Source organism: Bradyrhizobium sp. BTAi1, assembly GCF_000015165.1.
GTDB classification, from domain to species: Bacteria; Pseudomonadota; Alphaproteobacteria; order Rhizobiales; family Xanthobacteraceae; genus Bradyrhizobium; species Bradyrhizobium denitrificans.
The window spans coordinates 3188004-3210217 of record NC_009485.1 but is presented as its reverse complement, the minus strand read 5'-3'; the positions used below and the strand labels follow the sequence as shown (position 1 = coordinate 3210217).

Genomic DNA, 22214 nt, shown 5'->3' with positions numbered 1-22214 from the left:
CGAGAGCGCACATCGCGCACCCCGGCCTCAACCATAGCGCCCGCGTTATTAAGAACACCTTTAGGATGGCGAAAATCGCCGCCCGGTCAGACGCCGGGCAATCTCAGTTCGGCCCGCAGCCCCCCGATCGGGGCGTCGTCTAGCGTCAAACGGCCGCCGTAGAGGCCGGCGAGATCGTTGACGATCGACAGGCCCAGCCCCGACCCGGGCTTGGATTCGTCCAGCCGCTGGCCGCGGCGCAGCACCTGGGCGCGCTCGGCCGCCGACAGGCCGCGGCCGTCATCGTCGACGATGATGCGCAGCATCGGCGTGGCCCCCGCCTGGGCCGGCGGCTCCACGCTGACCTCGACCGCGACCCGCGACGTCGCCCATTTACAGGCATTGTCGACCAGATTGCCGACCATTTCCTCCAGATCCTGGCGCTCGCCCCGGAACCGGGCGGCCGGATCGGCGGTCGTCTCGACCACGATGCTGCGCGCGCGATAGATCTTCTCCATGGTGCGGCGCAGCGCCTCGATCGCCGGCGCTACCTCGGTCACCGTCGAGACGATGGTGACGCGGGCAGCGATGCGGGCCCGCTCGAGGTGGTGGGCAAGCTGATCGCGCATCACATCCGCCTGCTCCATGACCTTGGCCGCGAACGGATCGGCCGAATGCGTCGCCGCCTCATTCACGATGACCGAGAGCGGGGTCTTGATCGCATGGGCGAGATTGCCGACATGGGTGCGCGCGCGCTCGACGATCTCGCGGTTGGCGTCGATAAGCGCATTGGTCTCGCGCGCCAGCGGCGCGATCTCGACCGGAAACTCCCCTTCCAGGCGCTCCGCCCGGCCGGAACGGATATCGGCGATCGATTCGGAGATGCGCTTCAGCGGCGCGAGGCCGTAGCGGACCTGGAAGATCGTGGTCAGCAGCAGCACGATGCCGAGCGCGGTGAAGGTGCCGCCGAGGTAATAATCAAAGCTGCGGGTCTCGTCGAAGATCTCCGAGGCATCCCCGGCGACGCTGACCAGGAACTTGCCGTCGGAGCCGAGATCGACGGGACGCTCGACCATCCGCAGGTCCTGGTTCTCAGGCCCCTCGACATAGCCGATCCTGATACCGGCCGCGGTCAACTCGATGCCTTGATCTTCCAGCTTCGGCAGCTTCTTGTCCCACAGCGAGCGCGACGCCCGCACCTCCGGCTTGTCGGCGTCGGTGCGGGTGATCTGCCAATACCAGCCGGACAGCGGCAGCTCGAACAGCGGCTCGCCGAGCGACTGGAATTGGCGCTCCGGCGGATCGTCGGGGGTCGCCACCTCGGCAATCAGCGTCCGCAGATAGAGGTTGAGCCGGCGGTCGAAGGCGCGCTCGGTCGCATTGCGATACACCGAGGACAGCACGATGCCGGTGATGGCGAGGATGACCACGAGCCACGCGGTCGCGGACAGGAACAACCGGGTGGCAAGTGAACTCTGGCGCATGACCGCAAATTAGCCAAACGACCGGCGCCGGGCCACAGGGAAAGGCGTCGCCGGAGGGCGGATTACGCCCCGGCAGCCGGTGGCGGCGTCAGGAGATAACCGAGGCCACGCACGGTCTGGATGACGTCGCAGTCGAGCTTCTTCCTGATACGGCCGACGAACACCTCGATGGTGTTCGAGTCGCGGTCGAAGTCCTGGTCGTAGAGATGCTCGACCAGCTCGCTGCGCGACACGACGCGGCCGGAATGATGCATCAGATAGGATAGCAGCCGGTATTCATGTGAGGTCATCTTGACGGGATTGCCCGACACGCTGACCTTACCGGTGCGGGTGTCAAGCGTGACGGGCCCGCAGGTCAATTCGCTCTGGGCATGGCCGGCCGAGCGGCGCAGCAGCGCGCGAATGCGCGCCAGCACCTCCTCGAGATGGAACGGCTTGGCGACGTAATCGTCGGCACCGGCGTCGAAGCCCTGCACCTTGTCGCTCCAGCGATCGCGTGCGGTCAGGATCAGAACCGGCATCGCCCGGCCATTGCGCCGCCACGCTTCCAGCACCGAGATGCCGTCCATCTTGGGCAGGCCGATATCGAGCACCACGGCATCGTAGGGCTCGCTATCGCCCAGATAGTGCCCTTCCTCACCGTCGAACGCACGGTCCACGACGTAGCCGGCGTCGCTCAGCGCGGTCGTAAGCTGGCGGTTGAGATCCGGATCGTCCTCGACAACGAGCAGACGCACGCTTGCCTCCAAAGCTGAACTGCACGATTTCCGCCCTCAAGATGAACCGGAAGGCCGTGAACCGCGCATGAACGGAACCCGACCGACCACGTTACTTTTTGGTCATCTCGGTCAGGATCGTCGGCAAGGGCCGACAGGATTGGGGGCATATAGGCTATCGCGGGCAATAATGAAAAGCCCGGCCGTGTGCGCGGCCGGGCTCAGACGTGGTCGGATGATCCGAGCGGGCCGGTCCAAGACGCACGCCGCCCCGGCGGCATCGCCGCGGCGCGGCCGCGCCTGCCGCTCCCGTCGTCAGGTGTGGAAGAACACGAACCAGATCAGGCCCAGGATCAGCAGCGCCAGTCCGGTGGAGATCGCGAGCATCGCCAGGACCGACGGTCCCAGCTCACCCTGGCGCGCTTCGGTAGGAGTTTCGACGATCTGCGGCGGTCGTCTGGTTGCCATGGCGCCCTCAGCTCTCGAGTTCAAAAGGTATTGCGCTGTCGTGTGCGCGTACTCCCTCTGGCAACGTCGGCCGTCAGATGATGTTCCGGCGGCTTAGCCCGCCCGCGACCAGTTAACGCCGATGAGCAAATAAGCCGCGGAGCCGTGTTGAATCCGGGGGCTCGGGTGTTATCCTCGCCGGACGTCTCGGCAGCACGCGCCGCAGCAGTCCAGTCCGGAGCACATCGTCAGTTCAGAGTAGGTGGAGTAGGTCATGGCCCCGCGCGCCAATTGGAAGGGTTTTCTGCGGCTGTCGCTCGTGACCTGTCCGGTCGCGCTGTATCCAGCGACCTCGGAATCCGAGAAGGTCTCCTTCAACCAGATCAATCGCAAGACCGGCCATCGCATCAAATACAGCAAGGTGGACGCCGAGACCGGCGAAGAGGTCACCAATGACGACATCGTCAAGGGCTACAAGGTCGATACCGACACCTATATTGAAGTGACCAAGGGCGAGCTCGACGAGCTGGCGCTGGACTCGACGCATACCATCGACATCGATGAGTTCGTGCCGCGGAGCGACATCGACAGCCGCTATCTGATCCGCCCCTACTACCTCGTGCCCGACGGCAAGGTCGGACACGATGCCTTCGCGGTCATCCGCGAGACCATCCGCAGCATGGACAAGGTCGCGATCGGCCGGGTGGTGCTGACCAACCGCGAGCACATCATCGCGCTGGAGCCGCTCGGCAAGGGGCTGATGGGAACCCTGCTGCGCTACCCCTACGAGGTGCGCAGCGAGCAGGACTATTTCGACGACATACAGGACGTGACCATCACCAAGGACATGCTCGATCTCGCCAAGCATATCGTCGAGAAGAAGTCGGCCGATTTCCGTCCGGAGAATTTCGAGGATCATTACGAGGCCGCGCTGATCGAGCTGATCAACAAGAAGCGCAACGGCGTGGCGATCACCGCAAAGGCCGCGCCGAAATCGAGCGGCAATGTGATCAACCTGATGGACGCGCTGAAGCGCAGCCTCGCCAGCACCGACACAGCGGCCCCTGCCCCCGCACCGAAGGCAAAAGCCAAGAAACCCAAGAAGCGCGTCGAGGGCCAGCGCGAGATGCTGCTGCCGATCAGCGGCAAGAAAGCGAAAGACGAGCCGAAGAAGGCGGAGGAACCGAAGAAGGCCGAGAAGCCGGCCCGAACGAGCGCGCGTTCGCGCAAGGCGGGTTGATGCGCAAACACCAGATCCCGCTCGTCCCTCCGGCCGGCGAACAGCGGGTTCCCTTTACATCGGGTTCCCTTAAGTTAGAGAGCGTGCGGGCGACGGCCCGACCAACGCGCCTGCACGCGGCTCGCCTCCCCCGCGACCCGTCGTGTCTTCCTTTCCGCCTCGGTAAAACGGTCCAGCTCAGCTGAGTCGATCCGCCAATGCCGATCAAGCGCCTGACGCGGATTTGTGATCGATGCCATGCGTCCTGGATGCTTGCGGAATGAGCAGGCCGCGCCTAGTTCTGCACCGCGGGTGAATGATCAGGCGCGACCTCCAAGCAGATGCGACTGGTCAGTGATGGTGGATCGACCTTGGCGGAGTCGGTCCGGCACGACACGGCGTATGAGGGGGCATGAATGGTTCAGCATGATCAGAGACAAGGCCTGGCGCGGCACGACTAGAGCATGGCGCGGGTCCAGTTCTCTGAGCTCTCCGCATTCGCGGCCGTCGCGGATACGTTGAGCTTCACCAAGGCTGCAGCTCAGATCGGCTGCTCCTTGCCGACCATCAGCCATACAATCAAAAGCCTTGAGGAACGGTTGGACGTCAGGCTGTTCAATCGTACGACCCGCAGCGTGGCACTGACCGAAGCCGGCGAGCGGCTGCTCGCAGAGATCCAGCCGATTTTCGAGCAGGTCGACCAGGCCATCGAGAGCATCAACGCGTTCCGCGACAAGCCGGTCGGAACGCTGCGGATCGCGGTGCCCCGCGTGTTCGCAATCAGAGGGCTGGGCCCGCTGATCAGATCGTTCCTGGCCGAATATCCGGACATCCAGCTCGAACTGGCGGTCGACGACACGAACAGTGACATTGTGCGCAATCGATTCGATGCCGGCATCCGATCCGGGCATCGCGTCGAGCGCGACATGAAGGTGATCCGCGTAGTCGACGACCTGCAATTCGTCGCCGTCGCCTCTCCAGACTATCTCGCCGTCCATCCGGCACCGTCTTCTCCGGAAGATCTTGGCGCACATAATTGCATCCGTCATCGCTTTCCCGCTGATGAAACGTTGCAGCCCTGGGTGTTCGAGCAAGGTGAGCAACGGGCCGAGATCGCCGTGGACGGCTCGCTGATCGTCAACGATTTCGACCTGGCCCTGAATGCCGCGCTCGATGGCGTCGGCATCGCCTATCTGGTCGAGCCGTTGGTCGACGCACATCTGGCGGAAGGACGATTGGTCCGCGTGCTGCCGGATTGGAGCAGTGCAACGCCCGGGTTGTTTCTCTATCACCCGAGCCGGCGGCAACCGCCGATGCCGCTGCAGGTCTTTCTCGACTTCGTCAAGCGATGGCGTATCCGTGCGACGATCGCTCCGATGACGCGCGCCTCGGATGGCGGCCGAAGCGCGCTGGTTGCGGCCACGCCCCACCGATCCGCGCTCCCTATCGATTAGAACTTCTCCTGAGATCTTCCGTGAGATCGATCGCGCATCGCCAGCGGTGCGCGATCGCATCGGCGTGCGCGCAATGCTCCACCGCGCGCCGCGATTATTCGGCTTTTTGATCTACCCTATTCACGATTGGCATCATTAACAAATTGGCAGCGAAGCGTCAGAACCGCGGCGTGGCTGCGTCGAAGCCGGTGCGAGCAGCCGGGCGTGATCGGCAACTAAGTGAAGCACCGGCAGACCAGAGCACATTGATCGAATCCAGATGAGCTCGCGCACATTTCGCTCGCACGTATCGCAAGTCGATGAGTTCGACCCGACCCGGAACGCAGGTGTGCGAGCAGCAATCTGGCAAGGCCAGGGGCGACACGCGGGGGACGTGTGCATCGCCGATGAACCGGAGATACCAAGATGAAGACGATGAGGGGCCTGCTCCTGGCAACAGGAGCAGCGTTATTGTCCACCGCAGCCGCTCAGGCCGCGGACCTTCCGCTGAAGGCGAAGGCCGTTGAGTATGTGAAGGTGTGCTCGCTCTACGGCACGGGGTTCTACTACATCCCCGGCACCGACACCTGCATCAAGCTCGGCGGCTATCTGCGCGCCGAGACCGCGCTGTGGACCAACAGCAATTATGGCGGCGCCTATTCGGGCCAGGCCGGTGCCGACAATCGCCTCAGCAATCGCTACCAGATGCGCTCGCGCGAAAACCTCAACATCGACACGCGGACCGCGACCGAATATGGCGTGGTACGGACCTACTTCGAGACGGTGATGAACTGGACCTCCGGGTCCTATGCCGGCGCGGGGGCCGGCGCAACGTCCTATACGGGCGACGCCATATCCGGCGGCAGCATCGGCGTCTACTACGCCTTCATCCAGTTCGCGGGCTTCACGATGGGCAAGGCGGTGTCGACCTTCGACGCCCCCTGGACCAACTATCCCGGCAATAATTTCGACGGTCTGGTCGGCGGCAGCGGCTCCAATAACGGCGTCAATCAGTTCACCTATACGGCCGATTTCGGTCAGGGCATCTCGGCCGCAGTGTCGCTGGAAGATCAGACGCAGTTCTTCACCACGAACATCTGGAACACGTCGGGGATCACTGCAGCCGGAGTGCTCGGTGGCAGCTATGGCGCGAGCGCCTTCGGCGGCACGGTGGCTCCTGACATCATCGGCATGGTTCGCATCGACCAGGCCTGGGGTCTCTTCCAGGCGTCGTTCGCAGCGCATGACAATCATGCCGCCTACTACGGCGCGGCCGAGACCTCGGGCCATCCGTCCGACAAATGGGGCTGGGCCGCGCAGCTGTCGCTGTCGGTCAAGAACATTCCGACCGGCGCTGGCGACGTCCTCAACCTGCAGGCAGTCTATACCGATGGCGCAAGCCGCTACAATTTCCAGAGCCTGGCCAGTACATCCTATTCGATGTACGGCAGCACCGGCGTGACCGGCGCCTATCAAAGCATCGGCTTCGCCGGCGTCGGCGACGCGGTGTTCGGGACCGGCACCGGGCTCTCGACCGTGCAGACCTGGGGCATGCGCGGCGCGTTCACCCACAACTGGAATCCGAACTGGAATTCGGCTCTCTACGGCGCCTATGCGCAGGTCCGCTACGGTCAGACCGGCGCGAGCCTGATCTGCGCCGGCATCGCCGCGACCGGCATGCTCACCGCGGGCTCGACCTGCAACCCCGATTTCAATCTCGGGCAGATCGGCCTGATCACGCGCTGGACGCCGGTCAAGAACCTGACCTTCTCGGCCGACGTGACCTACAGCCACCTCGACCAGAAGTACTCCGGGACGGCCATCGCCCCGGCTGTCGCGAGCACGGCCAAGCCGGCCGCGATCTACCAGCTGAAGGACCAGGACACGGTAAGCATGCTGCTGCGCGCTCAGCGCAACTGGTGACGTTGAACTGTTAAGCCTCCAACTGCTCCACGAGCTTCCGGCGATGCCCCGCCGGAAGCTCGTTGCTTGTCGGCGGCAACGTCACGGCGACGGCACAAACGCAAGCGGCGCCGTAAAGACCAACGGCGCCTTGCCATGAGCGGCCCGCGATGGGACGGCGATTACTTGATCGAGCTGTTGATCGAGGTGAACTTGCTGCTGAGGCCAGATCCCAGACCGTTCACGGCTGCCAGGATCACGATGCTCAGTCCGCCAGCGATGATCGCGTACTCGATCGAAGTCGCGCCAGCCTGATTCTTCAGGAAGCTCGCAATCATCTGCCGCATCTACCACTCCGGTCGGGCTCGATCATCGACGCGCCGCAACGGCGCGCGCACACAGGCCGGGACGGACGCCCCTGGATCGACCCTCGGCCATCGGCTTGAACAATCAGTTAATCTGCTCAGATAGCGCAGGGTCGCCGTGAGCAGGCCGGGCCCTGCACCATTGGTCCTTTCTGGCCGGGCGGCCGGACGCGAAACTGTCCGCAAATATATGGATTGATTGAGCTTTATTTTCGAATGCCGGCTTTCGGGCCGTGCTGCTTGCATGGCCCGAATGCCGGCATTTGGCCCGGACACGTTCAGAAAAAATTCGGCTTGCCCGATGGATGCCGTGTGATGGCAAGTGATGGGCCGGGGCATGATCTGGGTCAACGGGCTTGGCGGGGATCGGCCTAGGGATAATGCTGGTCGCCATGAGCACAATCGATTCCGCCCGTCCCCAACTGAAAATCCGCAGCGTCGCGCTCGACACCGGCCGCGAGAACGTGGTCGTGATCTCACGCCGGTCGCGGGCGTTGCGCCCCGAAGTGTTCAGCGGCTTCAGCCGGGTCGAGCTGCGCTGCAATTCGCGCACGCTGTTGGCGACGCTCCTGATTACCGACGATGATGCCCTGGTCGGGCCGGACGAGATCGGGCTGTCGCAACCGGCGCTGCGGCGCTTCGCCGAGCCGGCCGGCACATTCGCGACCGTCTCGCCGGCGACCCCGCCTGACAGTCTGGAGGCGGTGCGCGCCAAGATCCGCGGCGAGACATTGAGCGACCAGGCGATCTCGGCCGTCATCGACGACCTCGCTCACTACCGCTATTCGGACATGGAGATTGCGGCCTTCCTTATTGGCTCGGCCAGCTTCATGACATCGGGCGAACTGCTGGCCCTGACGCGCGCCATGGCCAATGCCGGCACCCAGCTGAAATGGCCCGAGCCCGTGGTCGTCGACAAGCACTGCATCGGCGGCATCCCCGGTAACCGCACCTCGATGGTGGTGGTGCCGATCGTCGCCGCCCACGGCCTGACCATTCCGAAGACGTCCTCCCGCGCGATCACCTCCCCGGCCGGCACCGCTGATACGATGGAGGTGCTGGCACGGGTCAATGTCGGCGCCGAGGAGATGAAATCCATCGTCGCCGCCTGCAATGGCTGCGTGATCTGGGGCGGCCACGTGAATCTGTCGCCGGCCGACGACATCCTGATTTCGGTGGAGCGTCCGCTCAGCCTCGACACCCGCGAGCAGATGGTGGCCTCGATCCTGTCGAAGAAGCTCGCGGCCGGCTCCACGCATCTGCTGCTCGATTTGCCGGTCGGCCCGACCGCCAAGCTCAGCAGCGGCGCGGAGGCGATGCGCCTGCGCAAGCTGTTCGAGTTCGTCGGCGATCGCTTCGGCCTCAACGTCGAGGTGATCACGACCGACGGCCGCCAACCGATCGGCAATGGCATCGGCCCGGTGCTGGAAGCGCGCGATGTGATGGCGGTGCTCGGCAATGAGCCGGGCGCGCCAGCGGATTTGCGCGAGAAGTCGCTGCGGCTGGCAGCGCATCTCCTCGAATATGATCCGAAGCTGCGCGGCGGCGCCGGCTATCAACGGGCGCGGGAGTTGCTCGACAGCGGCGCGGCGCTGAAGCAGATGCAAAAGATCATCGATGCCCAGGGGCCGACAACGAGCCGGAACGAACTCGGCGACCTCGCCTTCGACGTCAAGGCCGGTCGCGACGGCATCGTGTCGGCGATCGACTGTCTGCGGCTCAATCGCCTGGCGCGCACCGCCGGCGCACCGATCAACAAGGGCGCCGGAATCAGGCTGTTCAAGAAGATCGGCGACCGGGTCGACCAGGGTGAGCCACTTTACCGCGTGTTCACCTGCGACCCGTCCGAGCATGATCTGGCGGTGGCGGCAGCCGCGGCCGACCATGGTTACGGCTTCGCCGACGAACCGAACGGCCATCAGCGATGACCGCGCGTCAGACCTTGTTCAATTTCGATCGCGAGGCCCCATGAGTGTGACCCTTCGCTTCTGCGGTGCCGCCCATACGGTGACCGGGTCGTGCTACCTGGTCCGCACCGACAAGGGCCAGATCCTGATCGATTGCGGCCTATTCCAGGGCCAGAAGACGCTGAAGGAGCTGAACTACGGCGACTTCCCGTTCCGCCCGGCGGGCATCGATGCCGTGCTGCTGACGCATGCGCATATCGACCATAGCGGCCTGCTGCCCAAGCTGGTGCGCATGGGCTTCGACGGCAAGATTTTCGCCACGCGCGGCACCATCGATCTCTGCTCCTGGATGCTGCCCGACGCCGGCAACATTCAGGAGCAGGAGGTGCTGGCGCTGAATCGCCGCAACAGCGCGCGCGGACGCGGCGAGGTGACCCCGATCTACACCCAGGCCGACGCGATCGCCTCGCTGCAATATTTGCAAGCCGTCGCCTACGAGACCTGGACCGAGATCATCCCCGGCGTGCGCGCCCGCTATTGGAATGCGGGACACCTGCTGGGCTCGGCGTCGATCGAGATCGAGTTCGCGGGCCAAGGCGCCGACGGTGCGCCGCTGCGGCTGCTCGCCTCCGGCGATGTCGGCCCTGATGCCAAGCTGCTGCAGCCCGATCCCCGGGCGCCTGAAGGGTTCGACTATGTGATCTCGGAAGCCACCTATGGCGACCGCATCCGCGAACCGACGACGCCGGAGCTGCGCAGAGGCCGTCTCGCCGGCGAGGTGCGCGACGCCGCCACGACCAAGGGCGCGCTGCTGATCCCGGCCTTTGCGGTGGAGCGGACCCAGGAGCTGATCGTCGACCTGGTTGGCCTGATGGAGCGCGGCGAGATTCCGTCGGCGCCGATCTTCCTCGATTCACCGCTCGCCATCCACGCCACCGAGGTGTTTCGCGACCATGCCGCAAGCCTCGACGGCGGCAATGATGTCGGCCGGTTGCTGTCCTCGCCGCACCTGCGCTTCACCGAGACGGTGGATGAGAGCAAGGCGATTGCCAAGCTGACGGGCTTCCACATCATCATCGCTGCCAGCGGCATGTGCGACGCCGGGCGCATCCGCCATCACCTGAAGCGCTGGCTGTGGAACAATCGCGCCACGGTGCTGCTGGTCGGCTATCAGGCGAACGGCACGCTCGGGCGCTTCCTGCAGGACGGCGTCAAGGCAGTGCGCATCCAGGGCGAGGAGATCAAGGTCGCCGCGCGCATCCGCATGATCGACGATTACTCCGGCCATGCCGACGGCGCCGAGATCGCGCGCTGGATCGCCGCGCGTCGCCCGATCGCGCGCGGCCTGTTCCTGTCGCATGGCGAGGACGCCGCCATTGCCGCCTTGGCGGCGCGGGTCGGCGAGCGGATCGTGCCGTCGGCCAGGCTGTTCTCGCCCCTGCTCGACGACGTCTATGAGCTGACCAGCGCGACGCCGGCCTTGCTGGACGTAGCGCATCGGCGGCGGCTGGCGCCGGAAGCGGTGACGCGGCTTGATTGGCACAACGACATGTCGGGCCTGCTGCTCGACATTCACGAGCGCATCGAGCAGGCGGCGGATGATCGCGCCCGCGGCGTCATCATTCGCCGGCTCAGGCGGGCGCTGGAAGAACAGCGTCCGTGAACGGCGTGACGTTGACGGGCCTCCGTCGTCGAACGGTCACAGTTTGATCGCACCTTCATCGGCTTGAACGTCGAACAGAAACGGCCGAGGTTTTGAGGAACGCAGCTGCAGGTCACGGCGCCAGCCCCGCTTGTGAATAGCCAAGGGCACAACGCGGGGACGACTGGTCTTCGAAGCCGATTCTGTTACGCTGATCACGTGGTTCGCGATGCCGGATTGATCCGACTGAACCCGGCGCAGGTGGGGAAACGGGGGCTCTCACATGCATCAACCATCGAAATGGTGGCCAGGCCTGATCGCTATCGCCGTGCTGTGGCTGGTTGCGATCGCCTTCAAGACCGCCGGGGTGGAAGACGAGATCGCACCGCGCGCCCGCGCCGCCGTCGCGTCCGCCGCCCCCGATACCGTCGCAGCATTGAAGGTCTCGGTCGCCGGCCGTGACGTTCGCATCGAAGGGCCGGAGTTCAGTCCAGAGCAGGCGGACCGGCTGGACGACGCCGCAGCCGTGAATGGCGTCCGGCTCGTCGTCGGCAATTACGACAAGCTGCCGACGCCCAAGCCCTACGCATTCCGCGCCGCGCGCGATGGCAACCAGCTGGTGCTCGAGGGCGGCGTGCCGACCCCCGCGGTCCGCGAGGCCCTCATCAAAACCGCGCGCGCCGCCCTCGGCAGCGGCGCGGTGGTCGACCACCTCGGCTATGCCCTGGGTGCCCCCGCCGACTTCGCGGCGATCGCCAGCCATGGACTGACGCAGGCCGGCAAGCTCAATGGCGGCACCTTTGCGCTTGCGGACAAGGCCTATTCGATCGCCGGTGCGGCGACATCGTCCGACATCTATGAGGCGGCCGTCGCTGCGATGCGCCAGTTGCCGGGCGGCGCCGTGCTCGACAAGGTGTCGATCCTGCCGCCCGAGGCCAAGCCGTTCATCTGGAGCGCGGTCCGCGAGGGTCAATCGGTCGTGATGTCCGGCGTGGTACCGAACGACGCGATCAGGCGCGCGCTCGAGGCTGCCGCGGCCAAGGCCTGGCCCGGCGCGTCGGTGATGCATCATATGCAGATCGCACGCGGCGCGCCGTCCGGCGATTTCAGTGCGTACACGACTTATGCCCTGGCCGAGCTGTCCCGGCTGAGTACCGGACGTGTCGTCATCTCCGATGCCAACTACACGATCGCTGGCGAGGTCCCCTCGCCCGCCGCGTATGACGAGGCCATGGCCGGCGTCGGCAAGCTGCCGAGCGGACTGACGCTTGCCAAGGCCGACATTGTGCCGCCTGAGATCAAGCCCTATCGCCTGTCGGCGGAGCTCGGCCCGACCGGCCTCACCCTGACCGGCCTTGCGCCCAGCACGTCCGTTCGCGACGCGATCACAGCCGCGGCGAATGGACAATTCGCAGGCAGAACGGTCACGGCCAAGATCGGCATCGCGCGCGGCGCGCCCGAGGGCGACATCGCCAAAGCGAGCGTGAGCCTGCTGACGGAGCTCGGCAAGCTGGCCCAGGGCCGCGCCGAAATCAACGACGCGCAGATTTCGCTCAGCGGCGTCGGACTGGCCAACGTCACCGGCGCGGCGGTGCGGCAGTCGCTCGCCGGCGCGCTCGCCGCGCCGTTTGCGGTCGCGGCGGTCGACGTGCGCGACGGTCCGGTGTCGCCTTACGCGTTCGAACTGCAGAAGCAGGACGGCCGCGTCCGATTGAGCGGCTACGTCCCTGACGACGCGGCACGGCGCGATCTCGTCGAGGCCGCCAGCGCGGCCTTCGTCACGGACACGGTCGAGGACGGCCTGAAAACCGCTGACGGTGCGCCGAAGGCGTTCGTCACGTCGCTCAAGGCGACGTTCCCGGCGCTGGCGCGGCTGTGGTCGACCAAGCTCGCCGCGAAAGACGCTGACATCACGATCGAGGGCGAGGCCATCTACGACAAGTCGGCCGAGCAGGTCCGCAAGGAGCTCACCGACGCAGCCGGCGGTGACGTCAAGCTCGCGGACGTCAGGATCGGCCTCAAGCCGGAGAGCCCGCCACTGCCCACCGAGGCCTGCCAGCCGGCCTTCAACGGGCTGCTCGCCAAGGGCCGGATCCGCTTCGATACCGGCAGCGCCGAGCTCAGCCGCGAGTCGCTGGCGCTGCTCGACCACATCGTCGTCGTGGCGCAGCGCTGCAAGGACGCCGAGATCGTGATCGAAGGCCATACTGACAATGTCGGCGACGAGGAGGACAATATGGACCTCTCGAAGCGGCGGGCGGTGGCCGTGGTCGGCTACATCGGCGAGGCCGGCATCGACACCTCGCGCATGACCTCGGCGGGCTACGGCCAGACCCGGCCGATCGCCTCCAACGACACCGCGGAAGGCCGGGCGCAAAACCGCCGCATCGAATTCGTCGTGAAGTGAGGCGCTGACATCATGATGTACGACCTTACGACGTTCTTATTCTGGATCCTGCTCGCTGCGGTCATCGGCGGCTTCGTCGGCTGGTACAGCTGGTCGGACGACAAGCGCCCGGACTGGCTGCGCAGCTGGCTGCTGCCCGCCACTTTGGCCTTCGGGATCGGCGCCCTTCTGGCATTGCTGAGCGTGCTGCCGGGGCGCGCCGGGCTGTGGCTCGAGGTCGCGCTGCTAATGGTCAGCGCCTATGTGCTCGGCTGCCTGAGCGGCGGACAGTTGAAGGAATATGTCGGGCTCGGCGACAGCAGCGCAATGGCGCCGGGAGGCCCCGGGACCAGCGCGGCGTTCACGGCGGCCCCAGCGCCGCCGGCACGCCCGTGGGCAGACAGCCCTTCGCCGGCCGTGCAAGCCGCAGCCAGTATCGAGGCTGATCGGCTGGCCGCTGAAGCTGCCGTAAAGACAGAGGCGGATCGCCTGGCTGCTGAAGCTGCGGCAAAGGCCGAGGCCGATCGCCTGGCTGCTGAAGCTGCGGCAAAGGCCGAGGCGGATCGCCTGGCCGCTGAAGCTGCCGCAAAGGCAGAGGCCGATCGCCTGGCCGCTGAAGCTGCCGCAAAGGCAGAGGCGGATCGACTGGCTGCTGAAGCTGCGGCAAAGGCCGAGGCCGATCGACTGGCTGCTGAAGCTGCGGCAAAGGCCGAGGCCGATCGACTGGCCGCGGAGGCTGCCGCAAAGGCTGAGGCGGATCGTCTCGCTGCGGAGGCTGCCGCGAAGGCCAAGGCCGATCGTCTGGCCGCTGAAGCTGCCGCGAAGGCCGAGGCGGATCGTCTCGCTGCGGAGGCTGCCGCGAAGGCCGAGGCCGATCGACTGGCCGCTGAAGCTGCGGCAAAGGCCGAGGCGGACCGACTGGCTGCTGAAGCTGCGGCAAAGGCCGACGCAGATCGACTGGCCGCGGAGGCTGCCGCAAAGGCTGAGGAGGATCGTCTCGCTGCGGAGGCTGCCGCGAAGGCCGAGGCAGATCGACTGGCCGCTGAAGCTGCCGCAAAGGCCGAGGCCGATCGCCTGGCCGCGGAAGCCGCCGCAGCAAAGGCTGAGGCGGATCGCCTTGCCGCGGAGGCCGAAGCCGACCAGCTTGCGGCCGAAGTTGCGGCCTCAGCGCCGACCACCGTCACCGCCGACGACAGGCCACCGGCCCTGCCCGCCCCCGACGGCACGGCTGACGACCTCAAGCTCATCAAGGGCATCGGCCCGAAGAACGAGCGCATCCTCAACGAGATCGGCGTGCATCATTTCAGCCAGATCGCGGCATGGTCGCCAGGCCAGGCGAGCTGGGTCGGCGATCACATGGCGTTTCCCGGCCGCATCGAGCGCGAGCACTGGATCGCTCAGGCGAAGCTGCTCGCGGCCGGTCTCGACACCGCGCATTCGAGCGCGGTGAAATCAGGGGCCATCACGATCGATGATACGGCCGATGCGCCGCTGAGCGGCGACGAGGCCGACGCCCTCCTGGCGCAGCTGCCGGATTTGGCGCCCGCGGTCGAGAACGAGGACGCCCATGCTGGTCGCCGGCCGCTCGGCCTGGCGGCGCCTCGCGGCGGACAGGCTGATGATCTCAAGCTGATCAAGGGCATCGGCAAGCAGAACGAGGCGCGACTGCACGGCCTGGGGATCTGGCACTTCGCGCAGATCGCGGCATGGACCCCCGACCACGCCAAATGGGTCGGCTCCTATCTCGCCTTCGCCGGCCGGATCGAGCGCGAGCAATGGATCGCGCAGGCCGAGGAGCTGGCCAGCGGCGGCACCACCGAATTCGCCCGCCGCGTCGAAGCAGGTCTGGTGAAGTCGTCGCTCGACGACGGCTCGCATGGCCAGGACAATATCGAGATCGTGCAGCCGCGGGAGTGAACTCGACGCGGAGAGCCCGTGGCGCTCCTCCCTCATTGCGGGACGCGCGGAGCCTGTGTCCCGCTGTTTTACTCCGCCATATCCACCGGCTCGGTGCGCGACGGGCCGGCCAGCGGCCGCTCCTCCATCAGGATCATGCAGACGGAGGCGCAGGCGAGCATCACGGTGGCGGCCGCAAACACGAAGCGGAAGGCATAGATCATGTCGGCTTCCGCGATGCCGCTGACCGCGCCATGCGCCCCCTCCGCCAGCGAGATGTCTGCGCCGAGCACCATCAGCAGGATGGCGCTGAAAGCCGCGACGGTGAACGACGACATCATCGAGCGGAAGAAGTTCATGGCGCCGGTGATGGTGCCGATCTGCGACCGCGCCACGGCGTTCTGCAGCGACACCACCGAAATCGGGAACGCCGTGCCGAGCCCGATGCCGCAAACCGACAGCAGCACCAGCAGGACCCACAGCGACGGCGTGGTCACCGTCATGACCGCGGCCGCGATGGTGCCGATGAAGGTGCCGAGGATGGCGACGCGCTTGTAGTGCTTGACCCGGGCCATGGTGCGGCCGGCGATGGCCGCCCCGAAGGTCGAGATCGCAGCGATCGGAATCAGGCCAAGACCGGCCTGGCTCGGCGTCAGATGATAGACCAGCTCGTAATACAGCGGCAGGTGCACGGTCAGCCCGATCAGCGCGCCGAGCGCGCAGCCGCTCGCCAGCATGCCATAAGGCACCACCGTGCCGCCCATCAGCGACAGCGGCAGGAACGGCTCATCGGCCCGCTTGGCGTGCCAGACGAAGCCGAGGCCGAGCGCAACGGCGCTGCCGATCATCGCCAAAATGGTCGGCGACAACCAGGCCAGCCGGTGGCCGCCCCAGGTCAGGACCAGCATGAACACGACGGCCGAGGCCATCAGCAGCAGGCCGCCGGCCCAGTCGACCTTGCGCAGCCGGTGATAGACCGGCAGCCGGGCCATCTTGGGCAACAGCAGTGCCAGCGCGGCAATCGCGAGCGGGACGTTGATCCAGAAGATCATCGACCAGTGCAGGTGGTCGGCGAAGAAGCCGCCGATAACCGGCCCGAGCAGGCCGGCGAGCAGCCAGACACCACTGAAATAGGCCTGGTACTGACCGCGCTCGCGGGGGCTGACCACGTCCGAGATCACCGTCTGGACCACCGGCATGATGCCGCCGCCGCCGAGCCCCTGCAGGCCGCGGGCGAGGATCAAGACCGGCATGTTCGGCGCCAGCGCGCAGACCACAGAGCCGACGACGAACAGGCTGAGCGCCGTGATGATCATGGCGCGGCGGCCATAGATGTCGCAGAGCGTGCCGAACACCGGCGCCACCGCGGTCGAGGCCAGCAGATAGGCGGTGATCACCCATGAGAGATTGGTGACGTCCTGGAACTCGCGGCCGATGGTCGGCAGCGCCGTCGCGACGATCGTCTGGTCGAGCGCGGCCAGGAACATCGTCAGCAGCAGGCTCATCAGAATCGTGCGGACCTCGGTCTGGGTCAGCGGCACCGGCGGCGCGATCGGCGGGGCGTCCTCGACCGCCTGCACCTGCGGCGGAATGGCCGCCAGCTCGGCCGCAATCTCTTCGGGCAAGGATTGGGACGCAGCCGGATAATGGCTCTGCCGATCAAACTTGTTCATGGGGATAAATGCTATGCCGCGCGCGGCCAACGCCGCGCAGATTCGCCAGATAGCGAACTACTTAAGGGATAATTTTCCCTTGCGGCAGCAGGCGGCGCGCATGGGTGCATCCCGGCAGCGCACGTGCGGTCGCGCCGAGTTGAATTGCTGCGAGCGCGAAGTGACCGGCCTATTTCGGCCGGCGCTTAAGCTTGGCGCGCTTCGGCAGCAGCACCGGCCACGCGACGATGTGGTTCTCGAGCTGGTCGTCCGGAACAGTGTCCTCCGTCCCCTCGACGCGGCCGCGCACGGACACCCCGGCTTCATGCACGGTCTGAGGATCCCCCGAGATCAGCGGATGCCACCAATAGAGATCACGCCCCTCCGCCACCAGCCGGTAGCCGCAGCTCGGCGGCAGCCAGGTGATGGTGCGGACATTCTCAGGCGTCAGGCGAACGCAATCCGTCACCTGTTCGGAGCGGTTTGCGTAATCCTTGCAGGCACATAGACCCGCATCGAGAAGCCGGCAGGAAATATGGGTGAAGTAGATGTCACCGGTATCCTCGTCCTCGAGCTTCTCCAGGCAGCAGCGACCGCAGCCGTCGCACAGGCTTTCCCATTCGGCCTCGGACATCTCTTCCAAGGTCTTGGTTTTCCAGAAAAATCCCTCCTGGCCCGAGGGACGTTTGAGCGGAGCAGTCATCAGACGAATCCCAGCGGGCGCGGCATCGCCGCCATCTAGTGGCCCCACCCGAGCGGGCGCAAGGGGCGCTTGGCCGGTTGAAGCGGCACGTTAGCTTTGTGCATCAAATTATGAGCGGAACCATTGGTTTGTGCCCCCCGCTCAGCTAGATATGAAGGCGAGTCGTCCCCGGCAGCGGCATTGCGACTCGGTGCAGGCTACTCCAAGTTGGGGGACCTGAACTTGGAGCTGCCTTGGGTTTGCCGCAACAATCGCGCAAGACCCTTCGATAGCCCCAGCCCCGTGTGCTGAGTGCTTTCGAAGCCAGCTGACACGCTTTCGAAACGACCAGGGTTCCCGTGCGGCAGATCATTCCAGACGAATGGAAGAAGCGGATCAACAATTTCCGCCTGGATCTCGACGCCCGGTTCGATTCGGCGTTGTTCTCCTCGCTGCGCGGCACCCGCGAGCTGTATGAGCGCTATTCGGCGTTCATGGACCGCTTCTACGTCGGCGGCTGGAAGCGCTGGGTGTTCGTCGAGCCGCTGTCGGAGGCTGCAACGATCGGCCTCGGCGGCCTGGTCCTGATGTTGGCGCTCGCGATCCCCGCGTTCCGGGAAACGGCGGACGAGGACTGGCTGAAGAAGTCCGACCTCGCGGTCACCTTCCTCGACCGCTACGGCAACCCGATCGGCAGCCGCGGCATCAAGCACAACGACTCGATCCCGCTGGAGGACTTCCCGGATAATCTGATCAAGGCGACGCTCGCCACCGAGGACCGCCGCTTCTACGACCATTTCGGCATCGACTTCCCCGGCCTCGCGCGCGCGCTCGTCACCAACGCCCAGGCCGGCGGCGTCCGCCAGGGCGGCTCCTCGATCAGCCAGCAGCTCGCCAAGAACCTGTTCCTGTCCAACGAGCGCACCATCGAGCGCAAGGTCAACGAGGCGTTCCTGGCGATCTGGCTCGAGACCCGCCTGACCAAGAACGAGATCCTCAAGCTCTATCTCGATCGCGCCTATATGGGCGGCGGCACCTTCGGCGTCGACGGCGCGGCGCATTTCTACTTCAACAAGTCGGTGCGCGACATCAACCTGGCCGAGGCCGCGATGCTGGCCGGCCTGTTCAAGGCGCCGACCAAATTCGCGCCGCACATCAACCTGCCCGCCGCCCGTGCCCGCGCCAATGTGGTGCTCGACAATCTCGTCGATGCCGGCTTCATGACCGAGGGCCAGGTGTTCGGCGCCCGCCGCAACCCGGCCTTTGCGGTCGACCGCCGCGACGAAAGCTCGCCCAACTACTTCCTCGACTATGCCTTCGACGAGATGCGCAAGCTGGTCGACACGTTCCCGAAATCCTACACCGAGCGCGTGTTCGTGGTGCGGACTTCGATCGACATGAACGTGCAGCATGCTGCCGACGAGGCGATCGAGAACCAGCTGCGCCAGTTCGGCCGCGACTACCATGCCACCCAGGCCGCCACCGTGGTCTCAGACCTCGACGGTGGCATCCGCGCCATGGTCGGCGGCCGCGACTACGGCGCCAGCCAGTTCAACCGCGCCACCGACGCCTATCGGCAGCCGGGCTCGTCGTTCAAGCCGTACGTGTACACGACGGCGCTGCTCAACGGCTACAAGCCGACCTCGACCATTGTCGACGGCCCGGTCTGCATCGGCAATTGGTGTCCGCAGAACTATGGCCATTCCTATTCCGGCACGGTGACGCTGACGCAGGCGATTACCCGCTCGATCAACGTCGTTCCGGTGAAGCTGTCGATCGCGCTCGGCGGCAAGGAGGGCCCGAAGGCGGGCCGCGCCAAGATCGTCGAGGTCGCCCGCCGCTTCGGCATCAAGGCGCCGCTGCCGGACACGCCGTCGATGCCGATCGGCTCCGACGAGGTTACGGTGCTGGAGCACGCTGTCGCCTATGCGACCTTCCCGAACAAGGGCAAGGCCGTCACGCCGCATTCGGTGCTGGAGGTCCGCACCGGCGCCGGTGACCTGGTCTGGCGCTGGGACCGCGACGGTCCGAAACCGAAGCAGGCGATCCCGGCCTCGGTGGCCGCCGACATGGCGGGCATGATGAGCCACGTGGTCAGCGAGGGGACCGCACGCCGCGCCGCACTCGACGGCATCCCGACCGCCGGCAAGACCGGCACCACCAACGCCTACCGTGATGCTTGGTTCGTGGGCTACACCGGAAACTTCACCTGCGCCGTCTGGTACGGCAATGACGACTATTCGCCGACCAACCGCATGACCGGCGGCTCGCTGCCGGCGCAGACTTGGCACGACATCATGGTCGCCGCGCATCAGGGCGTCGAGGTCAAGGAGCTGCCCGGCGTCGGCATGGGCGAGAAACTGCCGCAGCCGGCCTCCGCCGCGATGGCCCAGGCAGGCCAGCCGAAAACCCTCGAGATCAAGCCCGGTCCGCCGCCGGTGCTGACCCGCCGTGGCGCCGAGATCCTGGTCCAGGTCGAGAAAATGCTCGACGATGCCGCCCGCGTCGCCGAGAAGGCGGCACCGGTCGATCCGCGCAAGCCGGCCAAGCCCGTGTCGTCGAGCGCGCTCGCCTTCCCTGAGAACTACGCCGCGGCAACCGCCGATGGCGTGACCACGCCTGCCTTGCGCAAGAACTGACGACGGCGATTTCCGTGCGGCTGCTCTTCATCACCTTGATTGCACTCCTGATCGCGACCGGCGTCGGCATCGGCGCAACCTGGATGACCACCACGCGCGGCACCGAATTCGGCACCTTGACCATCGGAGCGTGGACGGCACGCCCGAAGACCGGCACGGCCGATGTCGATCCTTACGCACGCGCCACCATCACCCGCAACGGCGAGCTGCCGATCGGCACCGGCGATGGTGTCGCGTTCACCGCCACCACCGACGACAAGAAAAAGCCGCTCGATGGCCGCTGCGACATCCTCGTCAGCGGCGTGACGCCCCCCGCCCGCTTCTGGACGCTCACGCTGTACGATCGCAAGGGCCACCTCGTGCCCAACACGCTGCAGCGCTACGGCTTCACCAGCCAGGAGCTCGTGCGTGGCGCCGACGGCTCGTTCGAGATTCGCGTCGCATCGCGCTCACGCTCCGGCAACTGGTTGCCGACCGGCGGCATCGAGCGCTACGCGCTGATGCTGCGGCTGTACGACACGCCGGTGGGCGTCGCCACGCGCACGCAGCGCGACGCGCCGATGCCCGCGATTACGACAGTGGGCTGCCCATCATGATCCGGCTGCTGTTCACCGTGATCGTCGGCGTGCTGCTCGGTGGCGTGGTCCATCTCGTCAGCGTGCTGGCCCTGCCGCGGATCTCGACCCAGGATGCCTATTCGCGGCTGACGCCGATGACCAAGCTCAATGCCGTGACGCAGCTGCCGCTTGCCGATCCCAACAACTCGCCGATGCCGTTCATGGACCCGGCCTTCGCGATGGCGATCTGTCGCTACGATCTGTCGGAGGGGCCGCTCAAGCTGACCGTTCCGGTCAGCCAGGCCTATACGTCGGTGTCATTCTATACCCGCAACGAAATCGCCTATTACGCCATCAATGATCGCTCCGCCGGCAAGCGCGTGATCGAGCTCGATCTGATGACCGAAGCCCAGCACGAGGATCTTCCAGAGGACGAAGAGATCACCGCCGCCGACCGGCTGATCATCGATTCGCCGACGACCACCGGATTGATCGTGTTGAAGGCCCTCGCGGCCGAGCCCGGCCTGATGCCGCAGGCCCAGGCCTCCCTTGCAGCCGCCAGTTGCGGCCTGCAGGCCGAGGCTCCCGCCAAGGCGGAAAAGCCGCGCGGCAAGCGGTAAGGCGTTACGAGGACCTTCAATCAAATCCACAACGCTCTCTTCATCCTTGGTGGCATAGTCGTTGTCGCGCTTCGCTGCTATGACGGCACAGGACGGCGGCGCTTCGCCCAATATCAAGGTCATGCCCCTCGAAATCGAACGGAAGTTTCTCGTCAAGTCCGAGGCTTGGCGAGGTCAGGCGACGCATCGTCAGCGTCTTCGCGATGGTCTCGTCGCGCGTCAGGATGGGCTCAAGGTTCGCGTCCGGTGCTATGGCGATCGAACGACGCTTTGCGTGAAGAGCGGCCGGCGGGGGTTGTCGCGGGAAGAATTCGAGTACGAGATTCCCAGGGATCATGCCGAGGCGATCTTCGCGCATTGCGAGGGACGCATCATCGAGAAGACCCGTCATTATGTGCCGGGCGACAGCGGCCTCTGGGAGGTCGACGAGTATCACGGGCCACTGGACGGCATCATCATCGCAGAAATCGAGCTGCCGACCGAAACGGCTGCCGTGCAGATCCCGGATTGGGTCGGCGACGACGTCACCGGCGATCCACGCTACAGCAAGGCCAACATGCTGACGGAGCGGTTGCGTGCGACGGACGTTCGCGAGCTGCGACGCGCGCGTCTTGCAGGCCTGTGATGCGCGGATCCGCCGCTTGACCCGTGTCAAATCATCCCTGCGCCGCCCATCCTAAACAGCGCG

17 protein-coding genes are annotated in these 22214 nt (G+C 65.8%); 11 read left to right on the top strand and 6 right to left on the bottom strand.

Annotated elements, in window-relative coordinates:
• Window positions 1-86: 86 nt before the first annotated feature.
• From BBTA_RS14340 to BBTA_RS40735, 3 genes are all read right to left on the bottom strand, one after another.
• On the bottom strand, window positions 87-1463 hold the full coding sequence (locus BBTA_RS14340; protein ID WP_012043206.1) for a sensor histidine kinase: 1377 nt from the start codon (window positions 1461-1463) through the stop codon (window positions 87-89).
• 62 nt (window positions 1464-1525) lie between these two features.
• Window positions 1526-2200 carry a response regulator transcription factor gene (locus BBTA_RS14335; RefSeq protein ID WP_006614547.1) on the bottom strand — a complete coding sequence of 225 codons (675 nt, stop codon included), beginning with the start codon at window positions 2198-2200 and terminating at the stop codon, window positions 1526-1528.
• Window positions 2201-2494: 294 nt separating this feature from the next.
• Window positions 2495-2647 (bottom strand): hypothetical protein, encoded by a 153-nt coding sequence (locus BBTA_RS40735; RefSeq protein ID WP_012043205.1) that lies wholly within the window; start codon window positions 2645-2647, stop codon window positions 2495-2497.
• Window positions 2648-2900: 253 nt separating this feature from the next.
• Between BBTA_RS40735 and BBTA_RS14330 the strand changes: the two genes are divergently transcribed.
• From BBTA_RS14330 to BBTA_RS14320, 3 genes are all read left to right on the top strand, one after another.
• Window positions 2901-3866, top strand: coding sequence for a Ku protein (locus tag BBTA_RS14330; RefSeq protein ID WP_012043204.1), 966 nt, complete (start codon window positions 2901-2903; stop codon window positions 3864-3866).
• Between the two features lie 443 nt (window positions 3867-4309).
• Window positions 4310-5299: a LysR family transcriptional regulator gene (locus BBTA_RS14325; protein WP_012043203.1), complete on the top strand. Its 990-nt coding sequence runs from the start codon at window positions 4310-4312 to the stop codon at window positions 5297-5299.
• Window positions 5300-5704: 405 nt separating this feature from the next.
• On the top strand, window positions 5705-7201 hold the full coding sequence (locus BBTA_RS14320) for a porin (protein WP_012043202.1): 1497 nt from the start codon (window positions 5705-5707) through the stop codon (window positions 7199-7201).
• A 161-nt stretch (window positions 7202-7362) separates the two neighbouring features.
• Here the strand turns inward: BBTA_RS14320 and BBTA_RS14315 are convergent, their stop codons facing one another.
• Window positions 7363-7527 (bottom strand): Flp family type IVb pilin, encoded by a 165-nt coding sequence (locus tag BBTA_RS14315; RefSeq protein ID WP_041750640.1) that lies wholly within the window; start codon window positions 7525-7527, stop codon window positions 7363-7365.
• A 410-nt stretch (window positions 7528-7937) separates the two neighbouring features.
• On the opposite strand from BBTA_RS14315, the gene BBTA_RS14310 reads away from it, so the two are divergent.
• The 4 genes from BBTA_RS14310 to BBTA_RS14295 all read left to right on the top strand — a co-directional run bounded on the left by BBTA_RS14310 (window position 7938) and on the right by BBTA_RS14295 (window position 15397).
• The gene (locus BBTA_RS14310) at window positions 7938-9473 is read left to right on the top strand and encodes a thymidine phosphorylase family protein (protein ID WP_083780785.1); all 1536 of its coding nucleotides are present in this window, start codon (window positions 7938-7940) and stop codon (window positions 9471-9473) included.
• 40 nt (window positions 9474-9513) lie between these two features.
• Window positions 9514-11115, top strand: a complete 1602-nt coding sequence (locus BBTA_RS14305; protein WP_012043200.1) for an MBL fold metallo-hydrolase — start codon at window positions 9514-9516, stop codon at window positions 11113-11115.
• Window positions 11116-11377: 262 nt separating this feature from the next.
• Entirely contained in the window at window positions 11378-13501 is a 2124-nt protein-coding gene (locus tag BBTA_RS14300; RefSeq protein ID WP_012043199.1) for an OmpA family protein, read from the top strand.
• Between the two features lie 12 nt (window positions 13502-13513).
• Window positions 13514-15397: a cell envelope integrity/translocation protein TolA gene (locus tag BBTA_RS14295; protein ID WP_041750639.1), complete on the top strand. Its 1884-nt coding sequence runs from the start codon at window positions 13514-13516 to the stop codon at window positions 15395-15397.
• 68 nt (window positions 15398-15465) lie between these two features.
• On the opposite strand, the gene BBTA_RS14290 is transcribed toward BBTA_RS14295, so the two are convergent.
• Both BBTA_RS14290 and BBTA_RS14285 read right to left on the bottom strand, forming a co-directional pair.
• Window positions 15466-17049: an MDR family MFS transporter gene (locus BBTA_RS14290; RefSeq protein WP_012043197.1), complete on the bottom strand. Its 1584-nt coding sequence runs from the start codon at window positions 17047-17049 to the stop codon at window positions 15466-15468.
• A 169-nt stretch (window positions 17050-17218) separates the two neighbouring features.
• Window positions 17219-17731: a YcgN family cysteine cluster protein gene (locus tag BBTA_RS14285; protein WP_041750638.1), complete on the bottom strand. Its 513-nt coding sequence runs from the start codon at window positions 17729-17731 to the stop codon at window positions 17219-17221.
• A gap of 338 nt (window positions 17732-18069) precedes the next feature.
• Here BBTA_RS14285 and BBTA_RS14280 point away from each other — a divergent pair, with 338 nt between their 5' ends.
• The 4 genes from BBTA_RS14280 to BBTA_RS14265 all read left to right on the top strand — a co-directional run bounded on the left by BBTA_RS14280 (window position 18070) and on the right by BBTA_RS14265 (window position 22151).
• Entirely contained in the window at window positions 18070-20349 is a 2280-nt protein-coding gene (locus BBTA_RS14280) for a transglycosylase domain-containing protein (RefSeq protein ID WP_012043195.1), read from the top strand.
• A 14-nt stretch (window positions 20350-20363) separates the two neighbouring features.
• On the top strand, window positions 20364-20945 hold the full coding sequence (locus tag BBTA_RS14275; protein ID WP_012043194.1) for a DUF1214 domain-containing protein: 582 nt from the start codon (window positions 20364-20366) through the stop codon (window positions 20943-20945).
• Window positions 20942-21526: a DUF1254 domain-containing protein gene (locus BBTA_RS14270; RefSeq protein ID WP_012043193.1), complete on the top strand. Its 585-nt coding sequence runs from the start codon at window positions 20942-20944 to the stop codon at window positions 21524-21526. Before BBTA_RS14275 ends, BBTA_RS14270 begins: the two co-directional genes overlap by 4 nt.
• Window positions 21527-21647: 121 nt before the next feature.
• Window positions 21648-22151, top strand: a complete 504-nt coding sequence (locus BBTA_RS14265; RefSeq protein WP_012043192.1) for a CYTH domain-containing protein — start codon at window positions 21648-21650, stop codon at window positions 22149-22151.
• Window positions 22152-22214 lie beyond the last annotated feature (63 nt).

What these genes read in the sequence shown, in the direction of transcription:
- BBTA_RS14340 (WP_012043206.1), bottom strand. Translation starts at nt 1,463, where the DNA reads ATGCGCCAGAGTTCACTTGCCACCCGGTTGTTCCTGTCCGCGACCGCG.
- BBTA_RS40735 (WP_012043205.1), bottom strand. Translation starts at nt 2,647, where the DNA reads ATGGCAACCAGACGACCGCCGCAGATCGTCGAAACTCCTACCGAAGCG.
- BBTA_RS14330 (WP_012043204.1), top strand. Translation starts at nt 2,901, where the DNA reads ATGGCCCCGCGCGCCAATTGGAAGGGTTTTCTGCGGCTGTCGCTCGTG.
- BBTA_RS14325 (WP_012043203.1), top strand. Translation starts at nt 4,310, where the DNA reads ATGGCGCGGGTCCAGTTCTCTGAGCTCTCCGCATTCGCGGCCGTCGCG.
- BBTA_RS14320 (WP_012043202.1), top strand. Translation starts at nt 5,705, where the DNA reads ATGAAGACGATGAGGGGCCTGCTCCTGGCAACAGGAGCAGCGTTATTG.
- BBTA_RS14315 (WP_041750640.1), bottom strand. Translation starts at nt 7,527, where the DNA reads ATGCGGCAGATGATTGCGAGCTTCCTGAAGAATCAGGCTGGCGCGACT.
- BBTA_RS14310 (WP_083780785.1), top strand. Translation starts at nt 7,938, where the DNA reads ATGAGCACAATCGATTCCGCCCGTCCCCAACTGAAAATCCGCAGCGTC.
- BBTA_RS14305 (WP_012043200.1), top strand. Translation starts at nt 9,514, where the DNA reads ATGAGTGTGACCCTTCGCTTCTGCGGTGCCGCCCATACGGTGACCGGG.
- BBTA_RS14300 (WP_012043199.1), top strand. Translation starts at nt 11,378, where the DNA reads ATGCATCAACCATCGAAATGGTGGCCAGGCCTGATCGCTATCGCCGTG.
- BBTA_RS14295 (WP_041750639.1), top strand. Translation starts at nt 13,514, where the DNA reads ATGATGTACGACCTTACGACGTTCTTATTCTGGATCCTGCTCGCTGCG.
- BBTA_RS14290 (WP_012043197.1), bottom strand. Translation starts at nt 17,049, where the DNA reads ATGAACAAGTTTGATCGGCAGAGCCATTATCCGGCTGCGTCCCAATCC.
- BBTA_RS14285 (WP_041750638.1), bottom strand. Translation starts at nt 17,731, where the DNA reads ATGACTGCTCCGCTCAAACGTCCCTCGGGCCAGGAGGGATTTTTCTGG.
- BBTA_RS14270 (WP_012043193.1), top strand. Translation starts at nt 20,942, where the DNA reads ATGATCCGGCTGCTGTTCACCGTGATCGTCGGCGTGCTGCTCGGTGGC.
- BBTA_RS14265 (WP_012043192.1), top strand. Translation starts at nt 21,648, where the DNA reads ATGCCCCTCGAAATCGAACGGAAGTTTCTCGTCAAGTCCGAGGCTTGG.